The organism is Nonomuraea corallina (genome assembly GCF_027620315.1).
GTDB lineage: Bacteria > Actinomycetota > Actinomycetes > Streptosporangiales > Streptosporangiaceae > Nonomuraea > Nonomuraea corallina.
In genome coordinates this window covers 1-23,597 of the sequence record NZ_JAPNNL010000115.1, presented here as the reverse complement: position 1 = coordinate 23,597, position 23,597 = coordinate 1, and the positions used below count along the sequence as shown (strand labels likewise).

19 protein-coding genes and 2 CRISPR repeat arrays are annotated in these 23,597 nt (G+C 69.1%); of the genes, 11 read left to right on the top strand and 8 right to left on the bottom strand.

The features are described 5' to 3' along the window. The 5 genes from OUY22_RS24740 to OUY22_RS24720 all read left to right on the top strand — a co-directional run. Positions 1-1,130, top strand: a 1,130-nt coding sequence (locus tag OUY22_RS24740) for a DUF932 domain-containing protein (protein WP_333486772.1), incomplete at its 5' end; no start/stop codon positions are given. 94 nt (positions 1,131-1,224) lie between these two features. Next, positions 1,225-1,695, top strand: coding sequence for a hypothetical protein (locus tag OUY22_RS24735; protein WP_270157530.1), 471 nt, complete (start codon positions 1,225-1,227; stop codon positions 1,693-1,695). Continuing rightward, positions 1,692-2,681, top strand: a complete 990-nt coding sequence (locus OUY22_RS24730; RefSeq protein ID WP_270157529.1) for a hypothetical protein — start codon at positions 1,692-1,694, stop codon at positions 2,679-2,681. The genes OUY22_RS24735 and OUY22_RS24730 overlap by 4 nt, the downstream gene beginning before the upstream one ends. Continuing rightward, positions 2,681-3,961 carry a recombination directionality factor gene (locus OUY22_RS24725; protein WP_270157528.1) on the top strand — a complete coding sequence of 427 codons (1,281 nt, stop codon included), beginning with the start codon at positions 2,681-2,683 and terminating at the stop codon, positions 3,959-3,961. Before OUY22_RS24730 ends, OUY22_RS24725 begins: the two co-directional genes overlap by 1 nt. Then, positions 3,958-4,455, top strand: coding sequence for a hypothetical protein (locus OUY22_RS24720; protein WP_270157527.1), 498 nt, complete (start codon positions 3,958-3,960; stop codon positions 4,453-4,455). Before OUY22_RS24725 ends, OUY22_RS24720 begins: the two co-directional genes overlap by 4 nt. A 256-nt stretch (positions 4,456-4,711) precedes the next feature. Then, positions 4,712-7,791: direct repeats of the CRISPR family, unit length 29 nt; unit sequence CGGCTCACCCCCACGGGCGTGGGGAACGG. Between the two features lie 103 nt (positions 7,792-7,894). On the opposite strand, the gene cas2e is transcribed toward OUY22_RS24720, so the two are convergent. From cas2e to cas3, 8 genes are read right to left on the bottom strand one after another with little or no spacing between them, the layout of a single operon-like run. After that, positions 7,895-8,197: a type I-E CRISPR-associated endoribonuclease Cas2e gene (gene cas2e / locus OUY22_RS24715; RefSeq protein ID WP_270157526.1), complete on the bottom strand. Its 303-nt coding sequence runs from the start codon at positions 8,195-8,197 to the stop codon at positions 7,895-7,897. 38 nt (positions 8,198-8,235) lie between these two features. Further along, positions 8,236-9,222, bottom strand: a complete 987-nt coding sequence (gene cas1e, locus OUY22_RS24710) for a type I-E CRISPR-associated endonuclease Cas1e (protein WP_270157525.1) — start codon at positions 9,220-9,222, stop codon at positions 8,236-8,238. Beyond that, entirely contained in the window at positions 9,222-9,854 is a 633-nt protein-coding gene (gene cas6e, locus OUY22_RS24705; protein WP_270157524.1) for a type I-E CRISPR-associated protein Cas6/Cse3/CasE, read from the bottom strand. The genes cas1e and cas6e overlap by 1 nt, the downstream gene beginning before the upstream one ends. Beyond that, positions 9,851-10,591 carry a type I-E CRISPR-associated protein Cas5/CasD gene (cas5e, locus tag OUY22_RS24700; RefSeq protein WP_270157523.1) on the bottom strand — a complete coding sequence of 247 codons (741 nt, stop codon included), beginning with the start codon at positions 10,589-10,591 and terminating at the stop codon, positions 9,851-9,853. The genes cas6e and cas5e overlap by 4 nt, the downstream gene beginning before the upstream one ends. Then, positions 10,588-11,709 carry a type I-E CRISPR-associated protein Cas7/Cse4/CasC gene (gene cas7e, locus OUY22_RS24695; RefSeq protein WP_270157522.1) on the bottom strand — a complete coding sequence of 374 codons (1,122 nt, stop codon included), beginning with the start codon at positions 11,707-11,709 and terminating at the stop codon, positions 10,588-10,590. The genes cas5e and cas7e overlap by 4 nt, the downstream gene beginning before the upstream one ends. Then, entirely contained in the window at positions 11,706-12,356 is a 651-nt protein-coding gene (casB, locus tag OUY22_RS24690) for a type I-E CRISPR-associated protein Cse2/CasB (RefSeq protein ID WP_270157521.1), read from the bottom strand. The genes cas7e and casB overlap by 4 nt, the downstream gene beginning before the upstream one ends. Then, positions 12,349-13,866 carry a type I-E CRISPR-associated protein Cse1/CasA gene (gene casA, locus OUY22_RS24685; protein ID WP_270157520.1) on the bottom strand — a complete coding sequence of 506 codons (1,518 nt, stop codon included), beginning with the start codon at positions 13,864-13,866 and terminating at the stop codon, positions 12,349-12,351. The genes casB and casA overlap by 8 nt, the downstream gene beginning before the upstream one ends. 15 nt (positions 13,867-13,881) lie before the next feature. Further along, positions 13,882-16,590 carry a CRISPR-associated helicase Cas3' gene (gene cas3 / locus OUY22_RS24680; RefSeq protein WP_270157518.1) on the bottom strand — a complete coding sequence of 903 codons (2,709 nt, stop codon included), beginning with the start codon at positions 16,588-16,590 and terminating at the stop codon, positions 13,882-13,884. A gap of 239 nt (positions 16,591-16,829) precedes the next feature. Beyond that, a CRISPR array of direct repeats spans positions 16,830-18,505; the repeat unit is 29 nt; unit sequence GCGGTCCCCACGCCCGTGGGGGTGAACCG. 157 nt (positions 18,506-18,662) lie between these two features. On the opposite strand from cas3, the gene OUY22_RS24675 reads away from it, so the two are divergent. The 6 genes from OUY22_RS24675 to OUY22_RS24650 all read left to right on the top strand — a co-directional run. After that, the gene (locus OUY22_RS24675) at positions 18,663-19,784 is read left to right on the top strand and encodes an IS630 family transposase (protein ID WP_270157517.1); all 1,122 of its coding nucleotides are present in this window, start codon (positions 18,663-18,665) and stop codon (positions 19,782-19,784) included. A gap of 511 nt (positions 19,785-20,295) precedes the next feature. Further along, complete coding sequence (locus OUY22_RS24670) at positions 20,296-21,489, top strand: FAD-dependent monooxygenase (RefSeq protein ID WP_270157515.1); 1,194 nt, start codon at positions 20,296-20,298, stop codon at positions 21,487-21,489. Further along, a complete protein-coding gene (locus OUY22_RS24665) occupies positions 21,486-21,725 on the top strand; it encodes a hypothetical protein (protein WP_270157514.1) in 240 nt (79 codons plus the stop codon). Before OUY22_RS24670 ends, OUY22_RS24665 begins: the two co-directional genes overlap by 4 nt. 76 nt (positions 21,726-21,801) lie before the next feature. After that, complete coding sequence (locus OUY22_RS24660; protein ID WP_270157513.1) at positions 21,802-22,410, top strand: DUF4192 family protein; 609 nt, start codon at positions 21,802-21,804, stop codon at positions 22,408-22,410. A 364-nt stretch (positions 22,411-22,774) separates the two neighbouring features. After that, complete coding sequence (locus OUY22_RS24655; protein WP_270157512.1) at positions 22,775-23,215, top strand: hypothetical protein; 441 nt, start codon at positions 22,775-22,777, stop codon at positions 23,213-23,215. Positions 23,216-23,312: 97 nt separating this feature from the next. After that, positions 23,313-23,597 (top strand): transposase (locus OUY22_RS24650; RefSeq protein ID WP_333486771.1); only part of this gene is annotated, 285 nt, incomplete at its 3' end.

Genomic DNA, 23,597 nt, shown 5'->3' with positions numbered 1-23,597 from the left:
GTTCCGCGTCCGCACCCACGCTGACCACCCGCAACGCGGCCCTGGAAGACCTCGTCGACCTGCTGCGCCACCAGCAGGCGCACAAGGTCGACGTCGTGGTCCACAGCGACCAGATCCGCGCCGAAGGCGCCCGCCTGCGCATCAGCACCGCGCCGCTGCTGTCCGAGCGCGGCGTCACCACCACCGCCGGGCTCTACACCCCCACCACGGTGTGCGACGGCGGCGTGGCCGGCAAGCTCGCCATCCCGCTGCCGTACCTGCGCCGCCTGCGCGAGCACAAGCCCGACCTGTACGACGCGAACGTCAACGGCTGGCTCGCCGACGCCGACCGGCGCTTCCTGCTGCGCGGCCTGCGCGGCGACGGCGAGCACGGCATCGCGCGGGCCTTCCTGTCCGACAGCTACCGCATCATCGACAACTTCGACGTCCTCATGGCGGCCCTGGACGGCGTGCGCCAGAGCGGCGTGCAGGTCCAGATCGACGGCTGCGACCTGACCGAACGCCGCATGTACGTCCGCGTGGTCTGCGAGCAGGTCCGCGCCCTCGCCCCGGACCTGCTGCGCGACTACCGCAGCCCGTTCACCGGCGAGCGCGGCGCCGACAACCCCGTCGTGTTCGCCGGGTTCGTCATCACCAACAGCGAGGTCGGCGAAGGCGCGTTCACCATCGTGCCGCGCCTGGTGGTACAGGTCTGCCGCAACGGCATGACCATCAACGCCGACGCCGCCCGGCACGTCCACCTCGGCGGACGCATGGACGAGGGCGTGGTGCGCTGGAGCGCCGACACCCAGGACAAGAATCTGGCCCTGATCACCGCCCAGACCCGGGACGCGATCACCACCTTCCTCGACCTCGACTACGTCCGCGTCAAGCTGGAGCAGCTGGCCCGGATGTCCGGCGCCCGCGTCGCCGACCCTGCCGCGACGATCGAGCTGGTGGCCAAGAAGCTCTCCTACACCGAGGAACAGCAGCGGCAGATCCTGTCCCACTTCATCCAGGGCGGCGACACCAGCGCCGGCGGCGTCATGCACGCCGTCACCAGCGTCGCCCGGACGCTGCCCGACGCCGACACCGCGCACGAGATGGAAGGCCAGGCCGTGCGCGTGCTGCACCTGGCCGCCGGCGCCTGAACCCCTTGTCTCCGCGGCCTCCGGTCCGTCTTCCCTCCGGGACCGGGGGCCGCGGTCCCTTCGTGCGTACCTTTTTCGGATTGGAGGCACTGTGGTGTGCCTGTCTGACCTGCCCGGCCCGTACCCGCTGCCGGTGCCGCGCGCCCACGCGCTCATCTCCGACATCCAGGCGATCGAGGACATCTACCGCACCCTCCTGGCCGCCTACGGCAACTGGGGACCGGACACCCTCGCCGCCATCAGCGCCATCATCACCGCGACTGGCCGCAGCATCGTTGACGTCGAAGCCATCACCGCCGACATGATCGAGGACGCGGTCACCGGCTGGCCGATCGCCCGCATCCAGGCCAACCAGATCACCGGCTACGTCCGCCAGACCTTGGACGGCGGCATCCTGGTCGAGCTGTACACCCGCGACCGGCGCGCCGACCGTCAGCTACGCGTCACCGTCGACGGGCAACTCCTGTACGGCCCCGCGCTGACTCAGGCCTGCGACGCCGACCGTTCAACCACGACCTCCACCACGGCCGCGCAGGCGGAGCAGGAGACGGGGCAACAGCGATGAGCGCGGATGCCCCGGCCCGCCCCGGCGCCGCGCCGGACGACCCCGTCCACGAACACGATCCCGACGCCCCCCAGCATGCCGTCGCCACCGGCAACGGCCGCTACTACAGCGACCCGGCCACCGGCGCGCTCCTGATCTCGGTCACCAACGTGCTGGCCACCATGGCCAAGCACGCCCTGGCGCCGGCGGCCGCCAAGCACACCGCCGAATGGTTCGCCGAACACCTGCCCGCCGCGCTCCGCGCCGCCGCCGACCCCGACGACCTGGCCGACTTCGTCAAACAGGCCAAAACCGCCTATCAGATCGAGTGGGAGCGGCGAATGCGGCTTGGGACTCGCGTCCATCGCCAGGCCCAGGCCGTCAACCTTCAGGCGCCGATCGCGCCGGACCCCGAAGCCGAACCGTTCCTCGGCTCCTACCGGCAGTGGCTGACCGACTTCGGCCTCGACATCCCCTCCGACATCGCCTCCGACATCGTCACCGCCGAGTGCACCATGCTCAACCGCGACCTCGGCTACGGCGGCACCAGCGACCTGTGGGTGAACCTGAGCTTCCCCACCCCGACCTCGCCGCTGGTACCCCGGTTCAAGCCCCGCTCGGTGCCGGCCGCACCGCTGCCCACCCCGTCCGGGCTGTGGCTGGTCGACATCAAGACCAGCCTCAAACATCCCGCCTCGGCGGTGTGGGAGGAGTACCCGCTGCAGCTCGCCGCGCTGCGGCACGCGACGGTGGCGCTGGCCTGCCCGCCCGCGTGCCGCTACGGCGCCACCGACCACCACGACGGCACCCACGAGTTCCCGGTCCCGCAGTTCGTCGGCGCCGCGGTGCTCAACCTGCGCACCACCGGCTACGGGTTCATCCCACTACCCGCCGACGACGCGGCGTTCGCCGCCTTCCGCGGGCTGCAGCCCGTCACCGCCTACCTGCACCGGACCGACCTGCGCGGCCGCAAGCCCATCCAACCGCCCACCAGGAAGGAGTCATGATGCCGATCCACCCCCGCATGTTCGAGCGGATGAAACGCCAGCAGCGCGCCCACTGGCCCGACGGCCACATCCGCATCGGCGACAGCGTCCCCACCGAGCACGGCGTACGCCCGCGCAAGCTGTCGACCTTCCGCTTCACCTCCCCGTCCCGCCCGCTCATCGAGGCCGCCGCCGACCTGTACGGCGGCACCGTCGCCGAGATGACCCGGGGCATGGACAAATGGCAGGTCACCACCACGGCCGACGAGATCCCCGTGCTGCTGCCGCCGCACTCGGTCACCCAGTGGATGGAGTACTGGGACGGCCCCTACTGCGAACGCCGCTGCGACGGCGAGACCATCGAACAGAAGTCGGGGCGGCCCTGCCTGTGCCGGGCTGAGGGGCGGCTGCGGTGCACGGTCAAGACCCGGCTGTCGGTCCTGCTGCAGGACGTGCCCAGCCTGGGCACGTGGCTGCTGGTCAGCGGCGGATTGAACGCCGCCGAGGACCTGCCGGACCGGGCCGCCTTCATCGAACGCGCCGGCGACTACATCGACGCCATCCTGCTCGTCACCGAAACTCGCACCCTGAAGGACGGCAAGCCCGTCACCTTCCCGGTGCCGCGGCTGCGGGTGGAGGGCATCTCACCCCGGCAGCTGATGACCGGCACCGTACCGGCGCGTTCCGAGCTGGCGCGGCGCAACGCGCCCGCGCTGCCCCGCGGCCACAGCACCCAGCCGCCCGACGCACCCGACGAGGGCGACCCCTCCGGCCAGACGCTGCCGGACTACCTCGCGCTGGCTGCCGCCGCGACCACTCCCGAGCGGATACGCGTCATCTGGCGTCAGGCACTCGAGGCCGGACACCTCACCCCAGAGTTGCGCACCGTGCTCAACACCGTGGGCGCCGCGCTTACAGCCCGGCAACAGGAGCCGGCCGGCCCCGAGGGCGTCGACGAGGCGCCTGCTGGAAAGCACGACCCCGCCGAGACGCCTGCCGCACCAGATCCGGCCGAGAGCGACGCCATCCCGGGGCCCACCCCCCAGGTACAGGCCGAGTGGCTACGCCACCAGATCCTCCACAGCTGGCCAGGCGGCCTCACGGAGCTGCACGACACCTTCCACGCGATGACCGGCACCACGATGCGACGGGCCAATCTCGATCAACTGCAGACCTTCGCCACCACCCTGCACCGGCAACTCGTCGGCGAACAGGACCACGAGGTCGTCGACGCCGACCTCATCGAAGACCAGCAGGCTGCCCACCCCGCGGCCGAAGGGTCGCGCCAGGACCCACGATGAAGGGAATCGCCATGACCACCGATTCTGCCCAGCGGCTTCGCCACCGCCAGGCGGCCTGGCGGGGCTTCGACCGCATCACCGCCATCAAAACCCGCCCGGACTCCGGCGAACGCTGGTGGCAGTTCCATTACCGCAGCCGGTGCGGAACGGGCTGCTGCTACGCCGGCCATGTCGCCCTCGCTGCCGGCGGCAAGTGGCTCGTGCACATCCGCGACCACCGGATGCTCATTGACGACACTCCCGTCACCGAGGCCGACCTCCCGGCCGTGCCGTACTCGCTCTGGCAGTACATGCTCGCCACCGACGACGACCCCGTGCACCTCGTACGGGAGGTGCGCGGCAAGCGTGTCATCCACGTCAGTCACCGAGCTGCCCATCTCATCGGCCTCGATCCCGAAGCCGAGCACCACGACGAGGGTGGGCTTTTCGAGTCCGACAACACTCGCGGAGATCTGGAGAGGCTTATTGCTCAGCAGGTCGGTCCTCGCCCGTAGTCGGTGTCCTCCACCTCTTGACCATTGAGGGTGGCGTAAGCGTACGAGTCGACCTGTGTTGACCTCAGTTCCTTCTCACCGGCACGCGGCTCTCCTCGTCCCATGAGGTGTAGCGCTTGACCACGACATCGTCATGGAACTCGAGATTGTGGGTCGTGGGAACGGACGGCGGGCGGCATCCTCATCCGGAACACCACCGGTTCACCCCACGGACGTGGGGAACGAGAGGGCTCCCGGGCCGGGGTCCCTCCGTCGTCGGCTCACCCCCACGGGCGTGGGGAACGGCCCGAGGATGGCACGCACGAGCGGCGCTCCAACGGCTCACCCCCACGGGCGTGGGAACGGTCGCGCTGCCCCGTGAGCCGCGAGGGCCGGGCAGGCTCACCCCCACGGGCGTGGGGAATGGGCACGCTCCACCTCCCACGCCTGACCAGCGCCCGGCTCACCCCCACGGGCGTGGGGAACGGGCTCACGGGCGGACCGTCAAGCCTCCGATCACGGGCTCACCCCCACGGGCGTGGGGAACGGCCGCCCAGCTCGCGGGCCTCGATAACTCCGCCCGGCTCACCCCCACGGGCGTGGGGAACGGCGGAGTGCGGCCAGGGTGGCGGCGCGGGCGGTCGGCTCACCCCCACGGGCGTGGGGAACGGTGGAGGGGGCCCACCGTGGGTGCCGAGAACGTTGGCTCACCCCCACGGGCGTGGGGAACGGGCGTCAGCACGGAGGAGACGTACGACCCGTTCAGGCTCACCCCCACGGGCGTGGGGAACGGGGAATCCAAGTCACTGTCCGGAGGCGCGCTGAAGGCTCACCCCCACGGGCGTGGGGAACGGCAGCGGCGTCCTGGTGATCGTGCTGCAAACCCACGGCTCACCCCCACGGGCGTGGGGAACGGGTGCCGAAGTTCCCGCGTTGGAAGTGCGACCCCGGCTCACCCCCACGGGCGTGGGGAACGGACGTGCTGGGTGACCAGGTACGTCTGACCGCGCGGCTCACCCCCACGGGCGTGGGGAACGGTCGAGCCCTCAGGCTCGGAAGGTGCTCGCCGCGGGCTCACCCCCACGGGCGTGGGGAACGGCCATCACGCGCCGCCAGAGCATCAGCGAGAGTCGGCTCACCCCCACGGGCGTGGGGAACGGACATCACCCGCCGGCGCGAGCGTGATCCTCAGCGGCTCACCCCCACGGGCGTGGGGAACGGGCCTCCCGAAGCCGTTTATAGCGCGCTATAGACGGCTCACCCCCACGGGCGTGGGGAACGGTCGACCATGCCCAGGCCGGGGAACAGCACCAGCGGCTCACCCCCACGGGCGTGGGGAACGGTCAATCGGGAAGCGGTCGCCGAGCCCGGACGGCGGCTCACCCCCACGGGCGTGGGGAACGGAGGAATGGTACCGGCTCGCGGTGCAACGGCTGCGGCTCACCCCCACGGGCGTGGGAACGGTAGCGGACGCTGCCCGTCGGTGGAACCCCGGTCGGCTCACCCCCACGGGCGTGGGGAACGGGTCCATCTCGCGCCGGAACGCGGCCAGCACAACGGCTCACCCCCACGGGCGTGGGGAACGGATCCGGCCACCGGCTCGTGTCGGCTGGCGAGGCGGCTCACCCCCACGGGCGTGGGGAACGGGTGCACCCCTCGCGGGTGACGCCGCGCACGAACGGCTCACCCCCACGGGCGTGGGGAACGGCATCCTGGAATCCCCATACGTAGGCGTTGGCCCGGCTCACCCCCACGGGCGTGGGGAACGGAGGCTCGTACCCAGGGTCACGGCAATGATGACCGGCTCACCCCCACGGGCGTGGGGAACGGGACGACTGGGTGGGCTCGCCGTGCTTATTCGTCGGCTCACCCCCACGGGCGTGGGGAACGGCACGCCGAACGTGACCGGGTTGAAGCCGCGCTCCGGCTCACCCCCACGGGCGTGGGGAACGGGCCGAGGACAGCGACGAGCTGATCCGCCAAGGCGGCTCACCCCCACGGGCGTGGGGAACGGGAGCGAGACGATACCGATCTGCCAGCCCTCCTCGGCTCACCCCCACGGGCGTGGGGAACGGGGGGCCGGGTCGCCAGGCATGGCCGCTCGGCCCCGGCTCACCCCCACGGGCGTGGGGAACGGTTCGACGAGCTCCACACCGGCCGCAAGGCCGCCGGCTCACCCCCACGGGCGTGGGGAACGGGCGATCGGAAACGGCACGGACGACACGCTGACCGGCTCACCCCCACGGGCGTGGGGAACGGGGTGTCATGGCCGGCATGTCGCCCCCTCCTCTCGGCTCACCCCCACGGGCGTGGGGAACGGTGCCTATTCCCCCCGGGGAGGGCTCAGGGCGCCGGCTCACCCCCACGGGCGTGGGGAACGGTAATACCGTCAATGTGAAGAGAGCCCTACCCGCGGCTCACCCCCACGGGCGTGGGGAACGGCCTGACCGTCTGCTGCTCGGCATGCCCGGCCACGGCTCACCCCCACGGGCGTGGGGAACGGGGCGGCTTGCGTCTTGGAGGATGAGAGCCGCCCGGCTCACCCCCACGGGCGTGGGGAACGGATCGACGGCGTCACCATGGCGCCCGGCGACCGCGGCTCACCCCCACGGGCGTGGGGAACGGGACGCGCTGGCTGGCGACAAGCCAGGCGCGCACGGCTCACCCCCACGGGCGTGGGGAACGGGTGGTTTGACGCGAATCGTAAGGACGCGACCCCGGCTCACCCCCACGGGCGTGGGGAACGGGCACGGGTCTGCCACCTATGCGTATGGTCAGTCGGCTCACCCCCACGGGCGTGGGGAACGGGGTGCACCAGCGGGCGCGGCCGGGGCCCGGCCAGGCTCACCCCCACGGGCGTGGGGAACGGGGCGGCGCTGCCGGTCTGCCGCAGGTAGGCGACGGCTCACCCCCACGGGCGTGGGGAACGGATGTATGCCTGGAGGGAAGCGAACTGGCGCTCCGGCTCACCCCCACGGGCGTGGGGAACGGCGCGGCAAGATCAACGGACACCTAGCGGAAGGCGGCTCACCCCCACGGGCGTGGGGAACGGGCGATGAGCGCCCGCAAACAGCTGTGCTCCGACGGCTCACCCCCACGGGCGTGGGGAACGGTCGCGAGCAGCGCCGCGGCCAGCGCGGACACGTGGCTCACCCCCACGGGCGTGGGGAACGGTCCTGGCCCCGGGTGAAGGACCTGCGCACCCACGGCTCACCCCCACGGGCGTGGGGAACGGTCCTGGCCCCGGGTGAAGGACCTGCGCACCCACGGCTCACCCCCACGGGCGTGGGGAACGGGACGGAGCTCGGGCTGTCCTACCTGCTGGTGGCGGCTCACCCCCACGGGCGTGGGGAACGGGCTTGCTGACCTGCTCAAAAACCGGTGACCTGGGCATTTGTAGAGTGTCGGTGTTTGTCGGCGTTGATGGTAGGCGGCCTCGTAGGACTGCCACTGCTGACGGTCATGGCTGAGGAGGAAGCTCGGGAAGGAAGCGAATGAGCTGGAGGCCGTCGAAGTCGGTCACATCGCGGCGGCGCTCGCCCGCAGTGCGGATGGTGAAGCCCTGCTCGTTGTCGTCCGGGTGCAGGCACACAGCGGCACCATCGGCGATGCACTGGCTGACGGCTGACCAGAGCTGGTCACGGACTCGCGCTGAGACCGTCCCCACGTACAGCCCCGGTGCCGGTTCGATGAGCCAGCGGGACAAGGCGCCGCGTACATGATCGGGGACGGCGGTCGTCGAAATAACGATCATGGATGCCATGAGTCACGTCTTCTTCCGGCCAGGATCACCAGCTACCGCTACCACGGAATCTCGACGTCGCCGGCGGCTTCGTCGCCATAGTTGACCCCTGCCGGGAGAGAGCCGAGGTCGGGATCCCATAGGTGAACGATGTCGGTGGCGCCGTCTTGGGCGGACGGCTGAGCTACATCGGGCGCGATCATCCTCTGGACGTCAGGAACGATGGTGGACATGAGCTTGTACAGGCGGAACTCCTCCCGGAGTCGCATGCGGGCCTCTCGCTCCGGCCGCATAGAGCCGGCCAGGGAGAAGGCGAGCGGGATGGTGATCTTCGCCTTGTACAGGTCGGCGATGTCGTACACGAAGGCCATCTGGGTGCCGGAGTGGATGAAGCCGAGAGCCGGTGAACAGCCGAGCGCCAGCACGGCCGCGTGGACGACGCCGTAGAGAGCGGCGTTGGCCGCCGACAACGCCAGGTTCACCGGATCTTGGTCATCCCAGGCGGCGGGATCGTAGTTGCGGCGAAAACGCGTGATCCCGTGCTTGGTGGCCAGCATCCGGTAGAGCGCTTTGACCCGCTGCCCCTCCAAGCCCCGCAACTGGGCGAGCCCGGCACCAGATGGCGCTGTGCCGAAGCGGTGCTGGTACATCCGGACGGCCACGCGGAGGCGTTCGTCTTCGTCGGCCCAGGCGCGCGCCTGATGCTCCAGCCATTCGGTAGTGAGCTGGGCGGGCAGGATCCCGGCGTAGGACCGTACGCCGCCCGCGCCGACGCACACCAGCGATGTGCCATGGCGTGCGAAGGTGGCCAGGGCCGGCTGAGTGATGGACGTGCCGGGGCCCAGCAGGACGCAAGCCAGCGACGCCGCTGGCAGGTAGACCCGCTCGGTTCCCCGCGGTGATTCGACCTGGGCGCACACGCCGGTGTCGTCCTGGACGATCCGGACGCTCTCCATGTAGAGAAACGACAGCGAGTCGGAGATACGGGGGAGCATGGCCAAGGTCGGCTGGCCCAGGCGCCGCTTGGCTCCGGAATGCGCGCTCATCAGGTGGCCAGCGGAGCGATGCTGAGCAGGCCGCAGCCGTAGGCCTTGCCGCGACCGATGCCCTTCAGCACGGCTTGCCGGACCAGCTCTGGATCTTTGATCAGCGCGATGCCGTCGAACCGGGTGGCCGCGTGCCGTACGCCGTCCTTGCCCTTGCTGCGGACATCAGGCAGAGAGGTGGAGATCAGAGTCTTGAGGATCAACCCGCTACCTTCGGCGCGGGCATGCCACCACTGGTCGGCTTCTGGTCCCCGTAGGGAGACCAGCTTGCCGGGACGGTCGGAGTTTCGGCCCAGCCGCTTGGCGGTGTTGGCGATGATCCGGTAGCGGATCCCCATGTCGGTGTGGAGGGCGTCCAGCAGGGGGGTCAGGTCGCGTACGGCAAGAGATCCGTACTGCTGGGGCAGCCGGGTGGTGTCGATGGGCATGCCGGTCTGGATGAGCAGGTGCGGCCCGACCGTTCCTGTCTCGTCGTAGCGGTACAGGACACCGGCCTTGGCGCGGGCCTGGTCGCCGAGGCCGTCGGGGACCAGGGACATGACGCGCTTGTGCAGGGCTTCGGCGTCGCGCAGGTCCCGCTGGGCGGCGCGGCTACGGGGTTCAGGGACAATCCGGGTCAGCCATGTGGTCACGGTGTCCCTCCGGCGTAGTTGAACAGGGCGTCCTGGTACTTCCGTCCCCGGCCCAGCCAGAGGTCCTGGGGAACCGAGAGCGGGGTGATGCTGACGGTTCGGAGGCGGTAGCGGCGTTCAAGCGGGGTGAAGCTGACCGGCACGTCCGCGAGTTCGGCGACCGAGGCCGCTTCCGAGTGGGTTCCTTCCCGGACGAAGTCGACCTGTGCGCCTTCCTGGTAGGTGCGGCAGACAGGGACGCGTTCGGCGAGTTCCACGAAGGGGTCCTGGACCCGGCGCAGCAGCAGGGGCGGATCGGGCGGGCAGGATCGGCGGCCCAGGTACGGTTGCCAGCAGGGCTGTTCGAGCCGCTCGGCCAGGGTGTCGATCGTGTCCTTCGGGCCGCTCACGCCGACGATGAAGACGGCGTCGGCGAGGTAGTGGCGGCGGGTGACGATGGTGGCCGTCTCGACGCTGCGCCTGCCGCCTTCAGCGGTGGGCACGGTCTGGTGGCGGGCTCGCCCACCGCCCACCGTGTGAAAGTCCATCGTCGGGATCCCAGGCCGGTCGATGCGGATCGTGAAGGCCAGATCGTCGAAACGGGACAAATCTTCTCCGCGCCGCATGCCGTGGGCGCCGGCGAACAGGCCGATCAAGCCCGACCGGGTGGGGAACCGCTGCGTGTCGCGGTCGGTAAAGGCACTGTGCTCACCCCAGGACTGCAACGGCCCGCCCAGGCGCAGCACCAGCCCGCTCACGCGCTCGACTCCGCCGGGTAGGCGGCCCTCACTGCGTGCTGGATGAGGCTTCCGTAGGAGGGGTCTTTGTCGCCGAGTCCGGCCAGTTCCTTGGGGTCGATGGTCGCGTGGCTGTGCCGCACCAGGCTGTCCTGCCCCCACAACGCGTGCAGCCGCTGAGCGTAGGAGGCCAGCGCGTCTCGTGAGCGTGCCGCGTACCCGCCCTCGCCCGTGAGCTTGATGGGAATCTCGAAGGCGGGCGCCAGCGAGATCGGCCTGTCAGCTCGAACGGCGATGTAGGCGAGGTCGGGCACGGTGCTGGCGGCCGTGGAGTTCTGCTTGCCGGAGGGCAGGGCGGAGATGAAGCCTGTCAGAAAGGCGCTGGTGAGCTCGGCGGCGGCGGTGCGGTCATCGAGGTTTTTCATCAGGCTGGTGAGATCGATGCTGGCGTAGCGGTAGAAGACTCCGGAGGAGAACTCGGCGGAGTTCATGTGGCCGCTGCCGCGCATCTCGCCCGGGTTGAGGTCGTCGACCGCCGTGAAGAAGTCGACCTCGGTGTTCGTGCCGTGCGTGGTGAAGGCGTGGGCGAACTGCACCGCGCCGTCCACTTCGGCGCTGGGGAGTTCAGCCAGCATCCGGCCGAACAGATTGATCACTCCGTTGCGGCGGGACAGCAGCTCAGCGATGCGGGCGGCGGGCAGCACCGGGACGGGCTTCCTCTTGCCGGCCTGCTCCTGGATCTGGTCACGGTGCTCCACCGCCAGGTCAGCCAGCTCGTCGAGTGCGGAAGTCGGCAGGTACAGCAGCACGGAGGTGACTCCGTCACTCTCGACCTTCAGGCCCTTGCCCGCCGAGAGAACCACCTGCTGACCGGCGGCCGTCGCCAGTTCGGAGGGCCAGCCGCGATCAGTGAGCCGGTTGGCCACCTGCTCAGGGATGCGCCGCGTACGGGCTGCCGGGTCGCCCAGGGCGTTCTCGACGTTGAAGCGTACGGCGCGCTTCCAGCTCTGGCTGCTGACACGGGTACGGCTCACACCTCCATAAACCACGCTCTTGGGCGATCCAAGATCATCCCGGTTGATGTTGCTGTAGGGCAGGGTTTGCAGAACGTGGATGTCGATGAATCGGGCCGTGGTCACTGGTCCTCGCCTTCGCTCTTCTGCTTGTTCTTCACGCGCTTGGCCTTCTCGTCGTGCACCTTGCGGTAGTAGTCCTGCAGCCACCTCTTGGTCACGAGGTCGCGCTGGCGCCCCCAACGCGCCAGGTCGATAGTGAGCCGCGTCCAACTGACCGGCAGGAGTTCCGCGCGCAGCGTCGCGATCAGGCGGGGCAGGTGCCGGTGGATACCGTCGAGATCCTGGCGGCACATCAGATGCAGCCGGGCCTCCATCGTCTTCTCCCGCAGTTCGTCGGCACCAACCGCGCGACCCAGCGTGGCCCCCAGACTTTCCATCTGATCGACGGGGACGGCGTCGTCAGCCTGATCCTGCTCAGGCTCTTCCGCTTCACCGCCGTCTGATCCTGTGGTGTTGTCCCGGGCATCACGCGGCTGAGCGGCGATCATGGAGGCGACAGCGTAGAACGCCCGCTCCGTCGCCTGATCACAACCTGCAGGCAGGATGGGCGCCACCACCATGTGAGCCGCACGAACCGCGGGATCTTCCGGTGATTTCCCGAGCGCCCGGCGCAGGGCGACCCTGCGCCGCTTGTCCGGATGGGACAGCGTTTTGATCGCCTCGTCCACCAGTCTCGTCGCCTGCCGCTGGAGGGGGGTGTCATCAGCCATCTGCTCTCCTTGATGGTGCCGGCTTGCTGGCGGCGAAGATCAGGCCGCGCGCCCGCTCGATGGCTCGCCGCGCGCGCGGGGCGCTGCCGGCCTTTTCGGTGATCTCCTCGTAGACCTGCAATGCCACCTTGATGAAGTCCATGGCCGGCTCATCGAAGTCCCGGCTGAAGGCCTTGCGCCAGAACTCCTGCTCCGCGCGCGGCCAGTAGCGCGCGTCTCCCTGGCCTCTCCAGGGACCGGCCGGGATATCGGAGCGGACCGGAGGACCGTTGCCGTTCGACGGGTCGTTGATCGCCACCCAGGCGCTGCGCAATGCCGAACCGAGGTGCCGCCCGACCTTCTCCGCGGCTAGCCTCACCCGGCTCACGCCCATGGCGCTCTGGGGATCCTTCAGCAGGGACAGGATGGCGGGCGTGGCGGCCGTGAACCACTGACGGTCACGCGTCTGGCCGTCCTGGTCGAATCCGAAGGCCCGTACGCGCAGGTCGTCCAGCAGGTCGAACGGCAGGTTCTCAGCCTGGTCCAGCACCTGCGGCCGACGGGCGTGCTCCTCGCCGACGTCATGCAGGAGGAGCGCGTCCACATCCCGCCACAGCGCCCGCTCGCTGCGCGCGCCTCTGGCGTAGAGGTCTCCGGTCCTGTTCTCCTGATAGATCAGGTACGGGTCGCGCACCGTGGCCGTGGGCTGCCGCCAGGCCCAGGTGATCCACGCATTGTCGACCAGGCCATCCTTCTGGGACAGCAGGACCGCGTGCCTGAACCGGCCGGTCAGCACCCCCGCTATTCCCACCGGAGGCGGAGGCAGTCCGAGCGGGTCGGGCAGATCGTCTCGCTCCCAGGGCGCCAGGTCATCCTGCACGGGCCGGCTTCCCGGATAGGGGATACCGACCACCAGGGATTCGAAGACCGTACGGCCCAGTGGATGGAAGGAGATCGTTCCGCGCAGCGGTCCGGCGGTGCTGTTGGCCTCGCTCCTGCCGTTGACCGTGCGGCTCGTGCACCGCCCGGACGGGCCGTAGTACAGCTGCGCCAGCAGGTACCAGACCGCTTCCTCGGGCGGGATCGGCCGGGCGTCGAGATCCGTGTGGTGATCGAACCACACCTGGTTGTTCCCCGCCGGCCGCGACAGGACGAGCTTGTTGATGCCGGACGTCTTGGCGCATTCCTCAGCCAGTCGCGGGTCCTGGAGGAACGGTCGTTCGCCATCAAAGAGGTCGAACCGATCTTGATAGCGGCTGAGGTAGGAGGACTCGTCCGCCTTGAACCTGCCGGCATCAAGGACGGACTCCCGGCGGCTTTCCCACTCATCGAAGCTGGCGGGCCTGTCCAGGCCGGTGAGCCGAGCCGCGAAGACCGCCAGGACACGCCATAGCCCGGCGCCCGCCGGCGCCAAAGGGGTCACGATGTCTTCGAGTTCGTGGGCCCGCGTGAGGAGTTCGCGGATCCCGACCGCGGATCCGGGACGGACGGGAATCCAATCACGATTCAGCAGGTCGTAGCCATGGCGCATCGGTGCTCCTTGAACTCAGGCATGAGTGGTTATCTGCAGGCCGAGGTCGGTGTGGAGGAGGAACTCCCGCTGGCCGACCCAACCGGTGGCGGATCCGTCCGCACCGATCCGGAGTGGGACGAGCGCAAGGTCCCGAAGCCAGGCGCTGTCCCTCCAACTGGACGGTGGGTCGTTGGCGGCGTCGCGGCCTGCGAGCATGGAGGAGCGGAGCGGGATGGTTTCCGCGAGGATCTCCTTGATCACCTGGCGGGGAAGCTTGGTGGCGTCGGGCAGCTTGGTCGTGCAGGCCTCGTCGAGGTAGAGCGAGCCATCCGGCCGCTGATAGGCACAGAGGACGCGGGTTGAGTCGGCGCCCAGGCGGGTGGCGACCAGGTCCTCCTGAGCGTCAGAGGATGTGAGCTGGTGAAGCCCGGAAACTTCGTCCGGCGACGGGATCGCGATCATGTCCGCTATCCCTTCCTCGGCGATCTCCTTGCCGATCCATTCCAGGTCCTCCTCGCTCAGCTCGCCGTTGGCGAAGCTGTCGTCGTAGACCTGCTCCACGAGCTTTTGGACGTCGTCAGGGATGGTGATCTCATCGTCGGTGATCTCGTGATCGGTGCGGCGCAGCAGGGAGGGCGAGTAGATGAACGGCCACGAGCGCGGCAGCACCAGTTCGCCTTTCTCGTCACTCGGTCTCAGGACGACCAGTCGCCGTCCGGCCGCCCACGCAGGCCGGAGCCGGCCCGCGTGACGCTGGCACCGTCCGGCTCGCTGCAACAGCAGCGCGACGGGAGCGAGATCACTGATCACAAGGTCGAAATCGAGGTCCAGGGATTGCTCGATGACTTGGGTGGCGACCACGACCGCTTTCGGGCGGTGACCACATCTGTCCGAGGGCTGACAGATCTTGCACTTGCCGAACTTGCGGGTGATCTCACTGGTGATCTCTTCACGGCGACGTGCGGGGAAACGGGCGTGCAGGAGAGTCAACTCGGGGGCCTGCGGCAAGGTGTCGAACCAGTCGCGCAAGAACAGGTACGTCTGCTGAGCCTCGGCGACGGTGTTGCAGACGACGCCAGCGCAGCCGCCCTCGTCGACCAGCGGCGCCAGTACGTCGCGTAGCACTTGGGAACGATCCAGAGCGGATGACCGCACCGGGACCGGTCGCCGCTCGACATGCAACGTGCTCGGCTCGATCTCGATCTCGAAGGGCGAGATCTTTCCGGTGGCCGCGTCGGCGAAGGCCCAGCCCGGGTATGTGATCGGCGGCAGCGATATCCCGCTGTGGCCGGCACCTTCCAGATAGGAGGAGACCAAGCGGGCCGCGATCCGTGTGGGCAAGGTGGCGGACATCAAGACGACCGGCACTCCCAGCCGCCCGAGCCAGATCAACGCCTTGGCCAGCAACTTCTGCATGTAGGCGTCGTAGGCGTGAACCTCGTCGACGATGAGCACCTTGCCGGCCAGGCCGAGCATGCGTAGCGGCATGTGCTTGAGGGGCAGCACGGACAGCAGAACCTGATCAATCGTTCCGACCGACATCGGAGCCAGCAGGCCGCGCTTCTTGCCGTGCAGCCAGTCCGGCGCCGCCACGCTCGCGTCTTCGCTGATCACCGTGGTGTCGACGCCCTCGGCCGTGTAGGCGTCGTTGAGCCACGCCATGCTGTGCAGCAGCGTGAGCGCTGCGTCGTCCTCGGCCCCGCTCTCGCCGTACGCCCGTGCTCTGCCGTACATCTGGTCGGCCGTCGCCATCGTGGGGAGCGCGAAAAGGAAGCCCGGAGTGCCGCTCGCCTGCCCGAGCAGACGCGCGCCGTGAAAGGCTGCCTCGGTCTTGCCGATGCCCATGGGGGCGGTCACCAGGAACAGGCCTGGACCGCCTGTCAGAAGGGTAGGCAGGTGCTCGGCGACCGAGTGTTGCAACGCGTTCGGGCGTTCGATATGGGAGAACTCGTCGGCGAAGCTCGCACTGCGGAACCGTACGGGGCGAAGGCCTGCGGCATCGATCAAAGAGGGGGAGAGTCGTAGTGAGTCTTCGTAGTGGCGGCGGAGACCGCTGGCATCGGCGGGTATCTGGGGCAGGCGTTGCTTCAGATAATCGTCCTGACTGACCAGCCAGTCGGCCAGGATGACGATCCCGCAAGCGAGAGCGGCTGCTTCCGCGCTGAACGATGCGGGCGCTGGTGGTGGCTCCGTAATTTCGCTGACGGTACGGAACAGAGCTTCGCGCTGAGCTTCCCACTTCCCATCGCCTAATTCCGCGAGGACTTCTGTCGCTTTGAACCGGCATTCTCGGTGGTCTCTTGCGCTGAACCGTCCGTGATGTCCGCCCAGTAACTGCGCTATGAGGAAGGCAGGGTCTTTAGGGCGGCGTGCGCCATAGCCCAAGCGGGCGAACGGTTGGCTGAGCCAGACATGAGCGGCATATTCATGACGACGCTTCTCGCCGATCGCCTCTGGGTAGCCGCTGAGGTGACCGAATTGTGTGACATCCATGCTCTGGAAGCAAGCCATGCACTTGCCGATGTCGTGCAGTCCTGCCCAGAAAGCTACCAGTTGTCCGGCGGCGTCAGCGGTGGTGCCGATAGCGTCTGCTATACGCCGTTTCAGATTGGGGGAGAGGTAGTCATGCCACAGAACGTGCGCCATGGCAGCAGCATCGAGCAGATGACAGGCAAGCGGATAGGATTTAGGTAAATTGCGCGACTTGCCCCATATGAGCATGTCTACCGCTTCGTGCTCCACGTGCCCTGGTTTCACCAATCTCCCCGATTGTCTGTTTATCTCATGGATTCGTGGCAGTAACGCGGAGGGAGCTTACGGGATGAAGAGTGGTTCCGCTAGACGCGCTCGCACTTGAAGTGGAGTGTTCCTGTAGCGACTTGGCTCAAGCGCACGCTTTTCCCTGCTGTTGGTTGAGAATGGCGACAAACACCGACATTCACATCGCTGCAGGTCAGGGCTATCCTGGCTGTTCAGGAAGTACGGTCCCCACGCCCGTGGGGGTGAACCGGGTACGGGAGACCGGGCGGTTCATCGGGTTCGCACGGTCCCCACGCCCGTGGGGGTGAACCGACTCGGCGGAGCCGCTGCCGCGCCGCGGTGAGACGGTCCCCACGCCCGTGGGGGTGAACCGGGAAACGCCTGATGTCTTACGGCAAGAACCACACGGTCCCCACGCCCGTGGGGGTGAACCGCGTCAGCGCTTACCATGTGAGTGGTGGCCGTCACGGTCCCCACGCCCGTGGGGGTGAACCATCCGGGAGGCCACCGACAAGGACGACGACACCACGGTCCCCACGCCCGTGGGGGTGAACCGCGAGCACTCAACCCCGCCGACACGACAACGGCACGGTCCCCACGCCCGTGGGGGTGAACCGAAGCCCGTCATGGTGGTGCCGTTCACCAGGGCACGGTCCCCACGCCCGTGGGGGTGAACCGTGACCAGCCATAGCGACGACTGCGCGGCGTACACGGTCCCCACGCCCGTGGGGGTGAACCATGAGAGCGCCCCGAACGGTCGTTGGAGCGAACGCGGTCCCCACGCCCGTGGGGGTGAACCGCTGTAGGCGTCGCCTACGCGGGCCAGGTGGACGCGGTCCCCACGCCCGTGGGGGTGAACCGATCGTCAACGGCACGCCGCGCGCCATCGCGGTGCGGTCCCCACGCCCGTGGGGGTGAACCGGGGACGAGCCGGGAGTAGGTGGACGCCTTCCCGCGGTCCCCACGCCCGTGGGGGTGAACCGCCATACAGCGCAAGAACGCCGTGATCGTGCTCGCGGTCCCCACGCCCGTGGGGGTGAACCGCGGGAGGTCTGGACCTGGCTCCCGATCTTGGAGCGGTCCCCACGCCCGTGGGGGTGAACCGTGGGCCGCCCTCGAACACACCCTGCTAACCCCGCGGTCCCCACGCCCGTGGGGGTGAACCGTGCGGCGGCCACATGACGAGCCTCTACCTGGGGCGGTCCCCACGCCCGTGGGGGTGAACCGCGCTTACGACGTGTTCAATCCGCTATGGAGCGCGGTCCCCACGCCCGTGGGGGTGAACCGGCTCACAAGTCCGCGATGCGTAAGAAGGACCGGCGGTCCCCACGCCCGTGGGGGTGAACCGGCGGTTGCGTGATGGCCGCCGCCACCGGAGGCACGGTCCCCACGCCCGTGGGGGTGAACCGGGTGATCGCCACCAGGGGCGAGATGTCCGCCGACGGTCCCCACGCCCGTGGGGGTGCACCGGACGGGCTCGGTATCTCGTCCGAGCAGGCGTCGCGGTCCCCACACCCGTGGGGGTGAACCGTCGGTAGGCCGTCCCTGGTAACTCAGTTGCCGGCGGTCCACACGCCCGTGGGGGTGAACCGGCTAGGGCTATGCCCCCCGTCTGCCAAACGGCGCGGTCCCCACGCCCGTGGGGGTGCACCGCCCCGCGCGAACAGGGCCCGGTTGACGATGTCGCGGTCCCGACGCCCGTGGGGGTGAACCGCACTACCCGCCCAAGCACGTCCCCACGGGCGCGCGGTCCCCACGCCCGTGGGGGTGAACCGGTTCGGGAGGGTCTGGCCCGCCCGTGGGAGATGCGGTCCCCACGCCCGTGGGGGTGAACCGCCCAACCGGGACAAGGTCGGCAAACGCATCGAGCGGTCCCCACGCCCGTGGGGGTGAGCAGGACGTGGCGCGGATGATCCAGGCGCCGATCGCGGTTCCCCCGTGGGGGTGAACTGCGCTAGTGCTGTGACCGGAAACGATCACCGGGTTGGCGTGTAGGACGCGGGTGCCGGTTGGATGGGTGCTGATCACGATCGATCGGCGCTCGGGAGGCAGGCGTGACGCAACCGGTCAGGGTACGCAGGCTCACGGAACCAGAAGGGCAGAAGCTACAGCGGATCGTGCGGCGCGGCACGACCAGCACGGTGCGCTACCGGCGGGCGATGATCCTGCTGGCCTCGGCCGGAGGTAACACCGTACCGGTCATCGCCCGGCTGGTGCAGGCCGATGAGGACACCGTGCGCGATGTGATCCACCGTTTCAACGAGATCGGGCTGGCCTGTCTGGACCCTCAGTGGGCGGGAGGCCGTCCCCGCCTGCTGAGTCTTGAACAAGAAGTGATCGTCGCCGCGACGGCCAGTACGCGACCGGTCAAGCTCGGCCAGCCGTTCACCCGCTGGTCCATCCGCAAACTCCTCGATTACCTGCATCGGCTTCCCGGTGGTGCCTTCACCCTGGGCCGGGAGGCGTTACGCGCCCTGCTGGCCCGGCACGGCGTCACCTTCCAGCGCACCAAGACGTGGAAGGAGTCCCCGGACCCGGACTTCGACGCCAAGCTGGACGCCATTGAGTACGCCTTGACCGAGCGGCCCGAGCGGACCTTCGCCTTCGATGAGTTCGGGCCGCTCGGCATCCGGCCCACCGCGGGATCGGGCTGGGCGCCGCGAGGTGAGCCGGACCGGCTACCGGCCACCTACCGGCGCACCCAGGGCGTGACCTACTTTCACGGTTGCTACTCGGTCGGCGATGACCTGCTGTGGGGCGTCAACCACCGCCGCAAGGGCATCGACAACACCTGGGCCGCGCTGAAATCCATCCGCGCCGCCCGCCCGGACGGCGCCCCGATCTACGTGATCCTCGACAACCTGTCAGCACACAAGAACTGGCGCATCCGTATCTGGGCCGAGAAACACAAGGTCAGACTGCTGTTCACGCCCACGTACGCGTCCTGGGCCAACCCGATCGAGGCGCACTTCGGCCCGCTACGCCAGTTCACCCTGGCCAACTCCTGCCATCCCAGCCACACCGTCCAGACCTGGGCGCTGCACGGCTACCTGCGCTGGCGCAACGCTCACGCCCGGCACCCGGACGTGCTGGCCGCTCAACGTCGCGAGCGCGCCCGCGTCCGCAGTGAGAAGGGCATCCGCTGGGGCGGACGGCCTCTCCGGCCCGCAGTCTGAAGCCCACACAACCCGGTGATCGTTTCCGGTCACAGCACTAGTTGGTGGACATCAGCACAGAAAGCACCGGCCCGGGCTCTCGGTTGCGCTGGCTCAGCTGGGCCCTCACGGCCTGAGCAGCGTCGCAGCCGGCGCATACGTCTCGCTCGTCCGATGTGGAGGGCGGCGGAGTCTGCCTCGGCACAGAAGCAGCGCGGCATTCGGGCATCAGGTCACAACGGGCGATCCACCCCTTCCGGCTTCGCAGCCTGCGTCACGGGGCGCCGCCCGCGCAACCGCCCTCTCGCCCCGCGCCGCGGGGCTCCAGGAGGGCGAGGTCTGGCCTGATCAAAGATCTTTTGCTGGCGCAAAACATCTTGACCCGGCCAGACACGGCCGGTTGCGCGGTGGCTTCCCGCGCCGCTGACGGCCGCCGCCGGAAGGGAACATCCCCGCCGCCGCGGCCCCCGCGCCGACGGCCGCGCGCATCCCTCCTTCCGGCAGCCCGTCCACCCCCACTCCGGGAGCTGCCATGACCGCGCTCGCCCACCCTCACACCGCCTCGCCCGCCCTGGCCGCGCCCGGCGACCAGCCCACCGTCGCCATCGTCGGCGCCTCCATCACCGGCCCCACCCTCGCCCTGTTACTCCACCAGGCCGGCCTGACGAACGTCACCGTCCTGGACGCCTCCCCCCGCCTGCACGCGCAGGCCGGCGGCGTCATCGGCCTGGAGCACACCGCCCTGGACGTGCTGGACTCCATCGGCGTCCCGCAGCACGAGTTCGTCCCCTTCACCAGCGAGCGCGTGGTCGCGGTCAAGGTCGCCGACCGTCGCGAGGCCGGCCGCACCCACACTTTCTATCCGGGCCGCTCCACCGCCTGGCACCTGATCAACACCGCGCTGCTGCAGCGCTTCCCTGAGGGATGGCTGCGCTTGGGCAGCCGCGTCCACGGCCTTACCAGCGGCCCCGACGGTCGCGCCCAGCTGCGGATCGCCGACGCCGGCCCGCTCAGCGCCGATCTGGTGGTCTTTGCCGACGGCCGCCGTTCGACCGGTCGTCGCCTGCTCGACCCGGACCGGGAGCTCCGCTACGGCGGGTACGTCGCCTGGCGCGGCCAGGCACCCACCGTCCCGCAGGACCTGCACGACTACACCCGCATCGAGCCGTACGGCGCGGGCTTCCACCTGTTCCCGATCCAGCGGCGTGACGGCAGCATCGCCACCGACTGGACCCTCTACCTCAACCACTCCGAGCAGGAGTTCCGTACCCTGCTGGCCGCCGACCCCACCCGCCGCACCTACGTCCTGCCGCACCAGATCACCGCGCACGCCCGCGAGCACGTCACCGGCCACGCCCGGCAACTACTGCCCGCCACAGCCGCCGACATCATCGAAGCAACACCGGCCTGGACCGCCGCCCCCATCGTCGACATCGCCCCGCCCGAGCGGATGGTGTACCCGGTCGGCCGCCACGCCCACGCCGTCCTGCTGGGCGACGCGCTGGCCCCGGTCCGGCCCAACACCGCCCGCGGCGCCAACAGCGGCATCGAGCAGGCCACCTCCCTGGCCGCCACACTGCGGCAGCACCTGCGCTACGGCGCCGACCTGCCGGTAGCGCTGGAAGGCTGGCAGCGCCGCGCCCTGCCCGCCGTGCACGACGCGCTGCAGCTCGGCCCCAAGCTGGGCGCCGCACTCGGCCTCGGACACCATCCGGCACCGGCATGACCGGCGAGTTCCGGCCGGCCCGCGCCATCGAGCCGGGCTGGCACGTCCGCCTCGCCGCCGGCGACACCCCGGACGGCGGCGGGTGGATGCCCGTCCAGGCTCGCATCGACACCGTCGACCACCTCGGTCGGCAGCGCATCTGGTTCCTCGGCGACGACCGGGCGGCCATGGCCTACGCCGACGACCTGGTCTTCAGCCGCACCCCCGAAGAGGCGGCCCTCGCCCACCATCCGTGAACGCCCCCTCCCATCGTCTCGGCCGTCCGGGGGACCGGTTCCCCGGACGGCGGCTCGACCGATTAAGGAGCCCGTCATGACCTCCGCCAACCTGCCCGCCCCCCAGCCGAACGCAGAGCGCGCCGTACGGCTGCGACACCTCACCCGCCGGCTCGCCACCGACCTGGCCGACCAGCTCAACGCCCAACCGCCGACCGGCCGCATCGTGGACGAGGCCCGTGCCCGGCTGCATCAGACGATCAGCCGTTACCGCGACGGCGGGAGCGTGGATGACGCCACCGCCATCCGCCTCAGCATGGACCTGCGGATCGTCCGCGTCCGCGACGAAGCCTGGCTGGCCTCGCAGGTCGAGCCGGTCGTCATGACCGCCGTGCTGCTGGATGTGGCCGATCGGATCGAGCCAGCGTTCCTGGCTCCGGTCGGTTCACTGCTGGCCTTCACCGCTTGGCACCTCGGCGAACGGGATGCCGCCTGCCGCGCCGTCGCCGAGGTCCTGGCAAGGGAGCCGTTCTACTCGATGGCCCTGCTGATCCAGATGGCGCTGCAGCTCAACGTGTCTGCAGGCGCCCTTCGCGGCCGCATGCCCACGCTTGGCGAGATCGACATCATGATGGGGCCGCCCCGGCCGGACTGGCTCCAGCCGTTGCAGCAGATCCTGGCCGATTATCTTAAGTCCGTCCATTAAAACGACCTCACCGCTGGCTGGGCCGAGACGGGCGCCGCTGCAGCCGAATCCGAGTCAGGGCCCGGTCGCGCGACATGCCTGTGCTGCTGCCGGGACAGGTGGCGGCCTCCCGGGGTAGGGGCAGCATTCCGGGGGCCGTCACCATCCTTGTCTGGGATCTGCCACAGGCCGCCGTGCCGTCGAACTGACGAGGCGTACTCGCACCGGGCAACCATCGGCATCACTTCTGCGGCCACTATGAACTCTTAGAGAGGGTGAGTTCGTCGGTTTGCATGGCCAGGCATGGTTCCAGACAAAAGCTCCACCAACGCCATCTTAATCCTATACTCGGGGCAGCACGCTTTCGGCTAACGGAGGCACAGAGGTGAGCGACGGTTCTGATAAGCCGAAATTCGCTGCGGGCCTGGGGATCGCGGTATCCATGATCACCATCTTGGCGTTCTTCGGCATCAAGAGTTTCGATGACCTGTTGAACAAGGACTCTTCACGGTCCAAAGCTTGCGCCCTGGCAGTCGCTGCACGCAATGTCCAGACGATCACGGTGACGCGAGAGGAATGGCAAGCGGATGCCCTGGCATATGCCGATAGGTTGCTCACTGCTGCGGAGGCAACCGATGATCCGGAGCTCCGTGGGAGCTTGCGCGAGTCGGTATACGCCCACCAGGACTGGGCGGCCGCGCTACGAAGAGAGCAGAACAGCCAAGCAGAGCTAGAGAGGCTGCAGGAGGCTGAGCGAAAGTGGGCGGCACTCTGCAAGGTCTCCCCCCGGAGTGAGGTTAGCCTCGGGCTTTCACGGGGAATTTGAGCCGAACTGATCGTTTACATGAGAAAAGTGCCTTTGAGCTGGGAGGATAGGGCTTGTCGAAGGTCCTGTCCGCGCCACAGCAAGAGGCACTTTTCACGTGCAGACTATCGCGTCCAACCGCAAGATCAGCCTGTCCGCTGACGCAAACGGTCTCCTGTCCCACGCAGGCGGCTTCCTCCTTACCCGGACGCTGGCCATCACCGGCCTGAACCGGGCGCTGTCACACGAACTGGAGCGATGGCGCCCTTCACGCGCCGTGCACGACCCAGGCAAAGTCATCGCTGATCTCGCCCTCACTGTCGCCCTGGGCGGAGACTGCCTGGCCGACATCGCCCTGCTGCGCTCCCAGCCCGAGCTGTTCGGCCCCATCGCCTCCGACCCG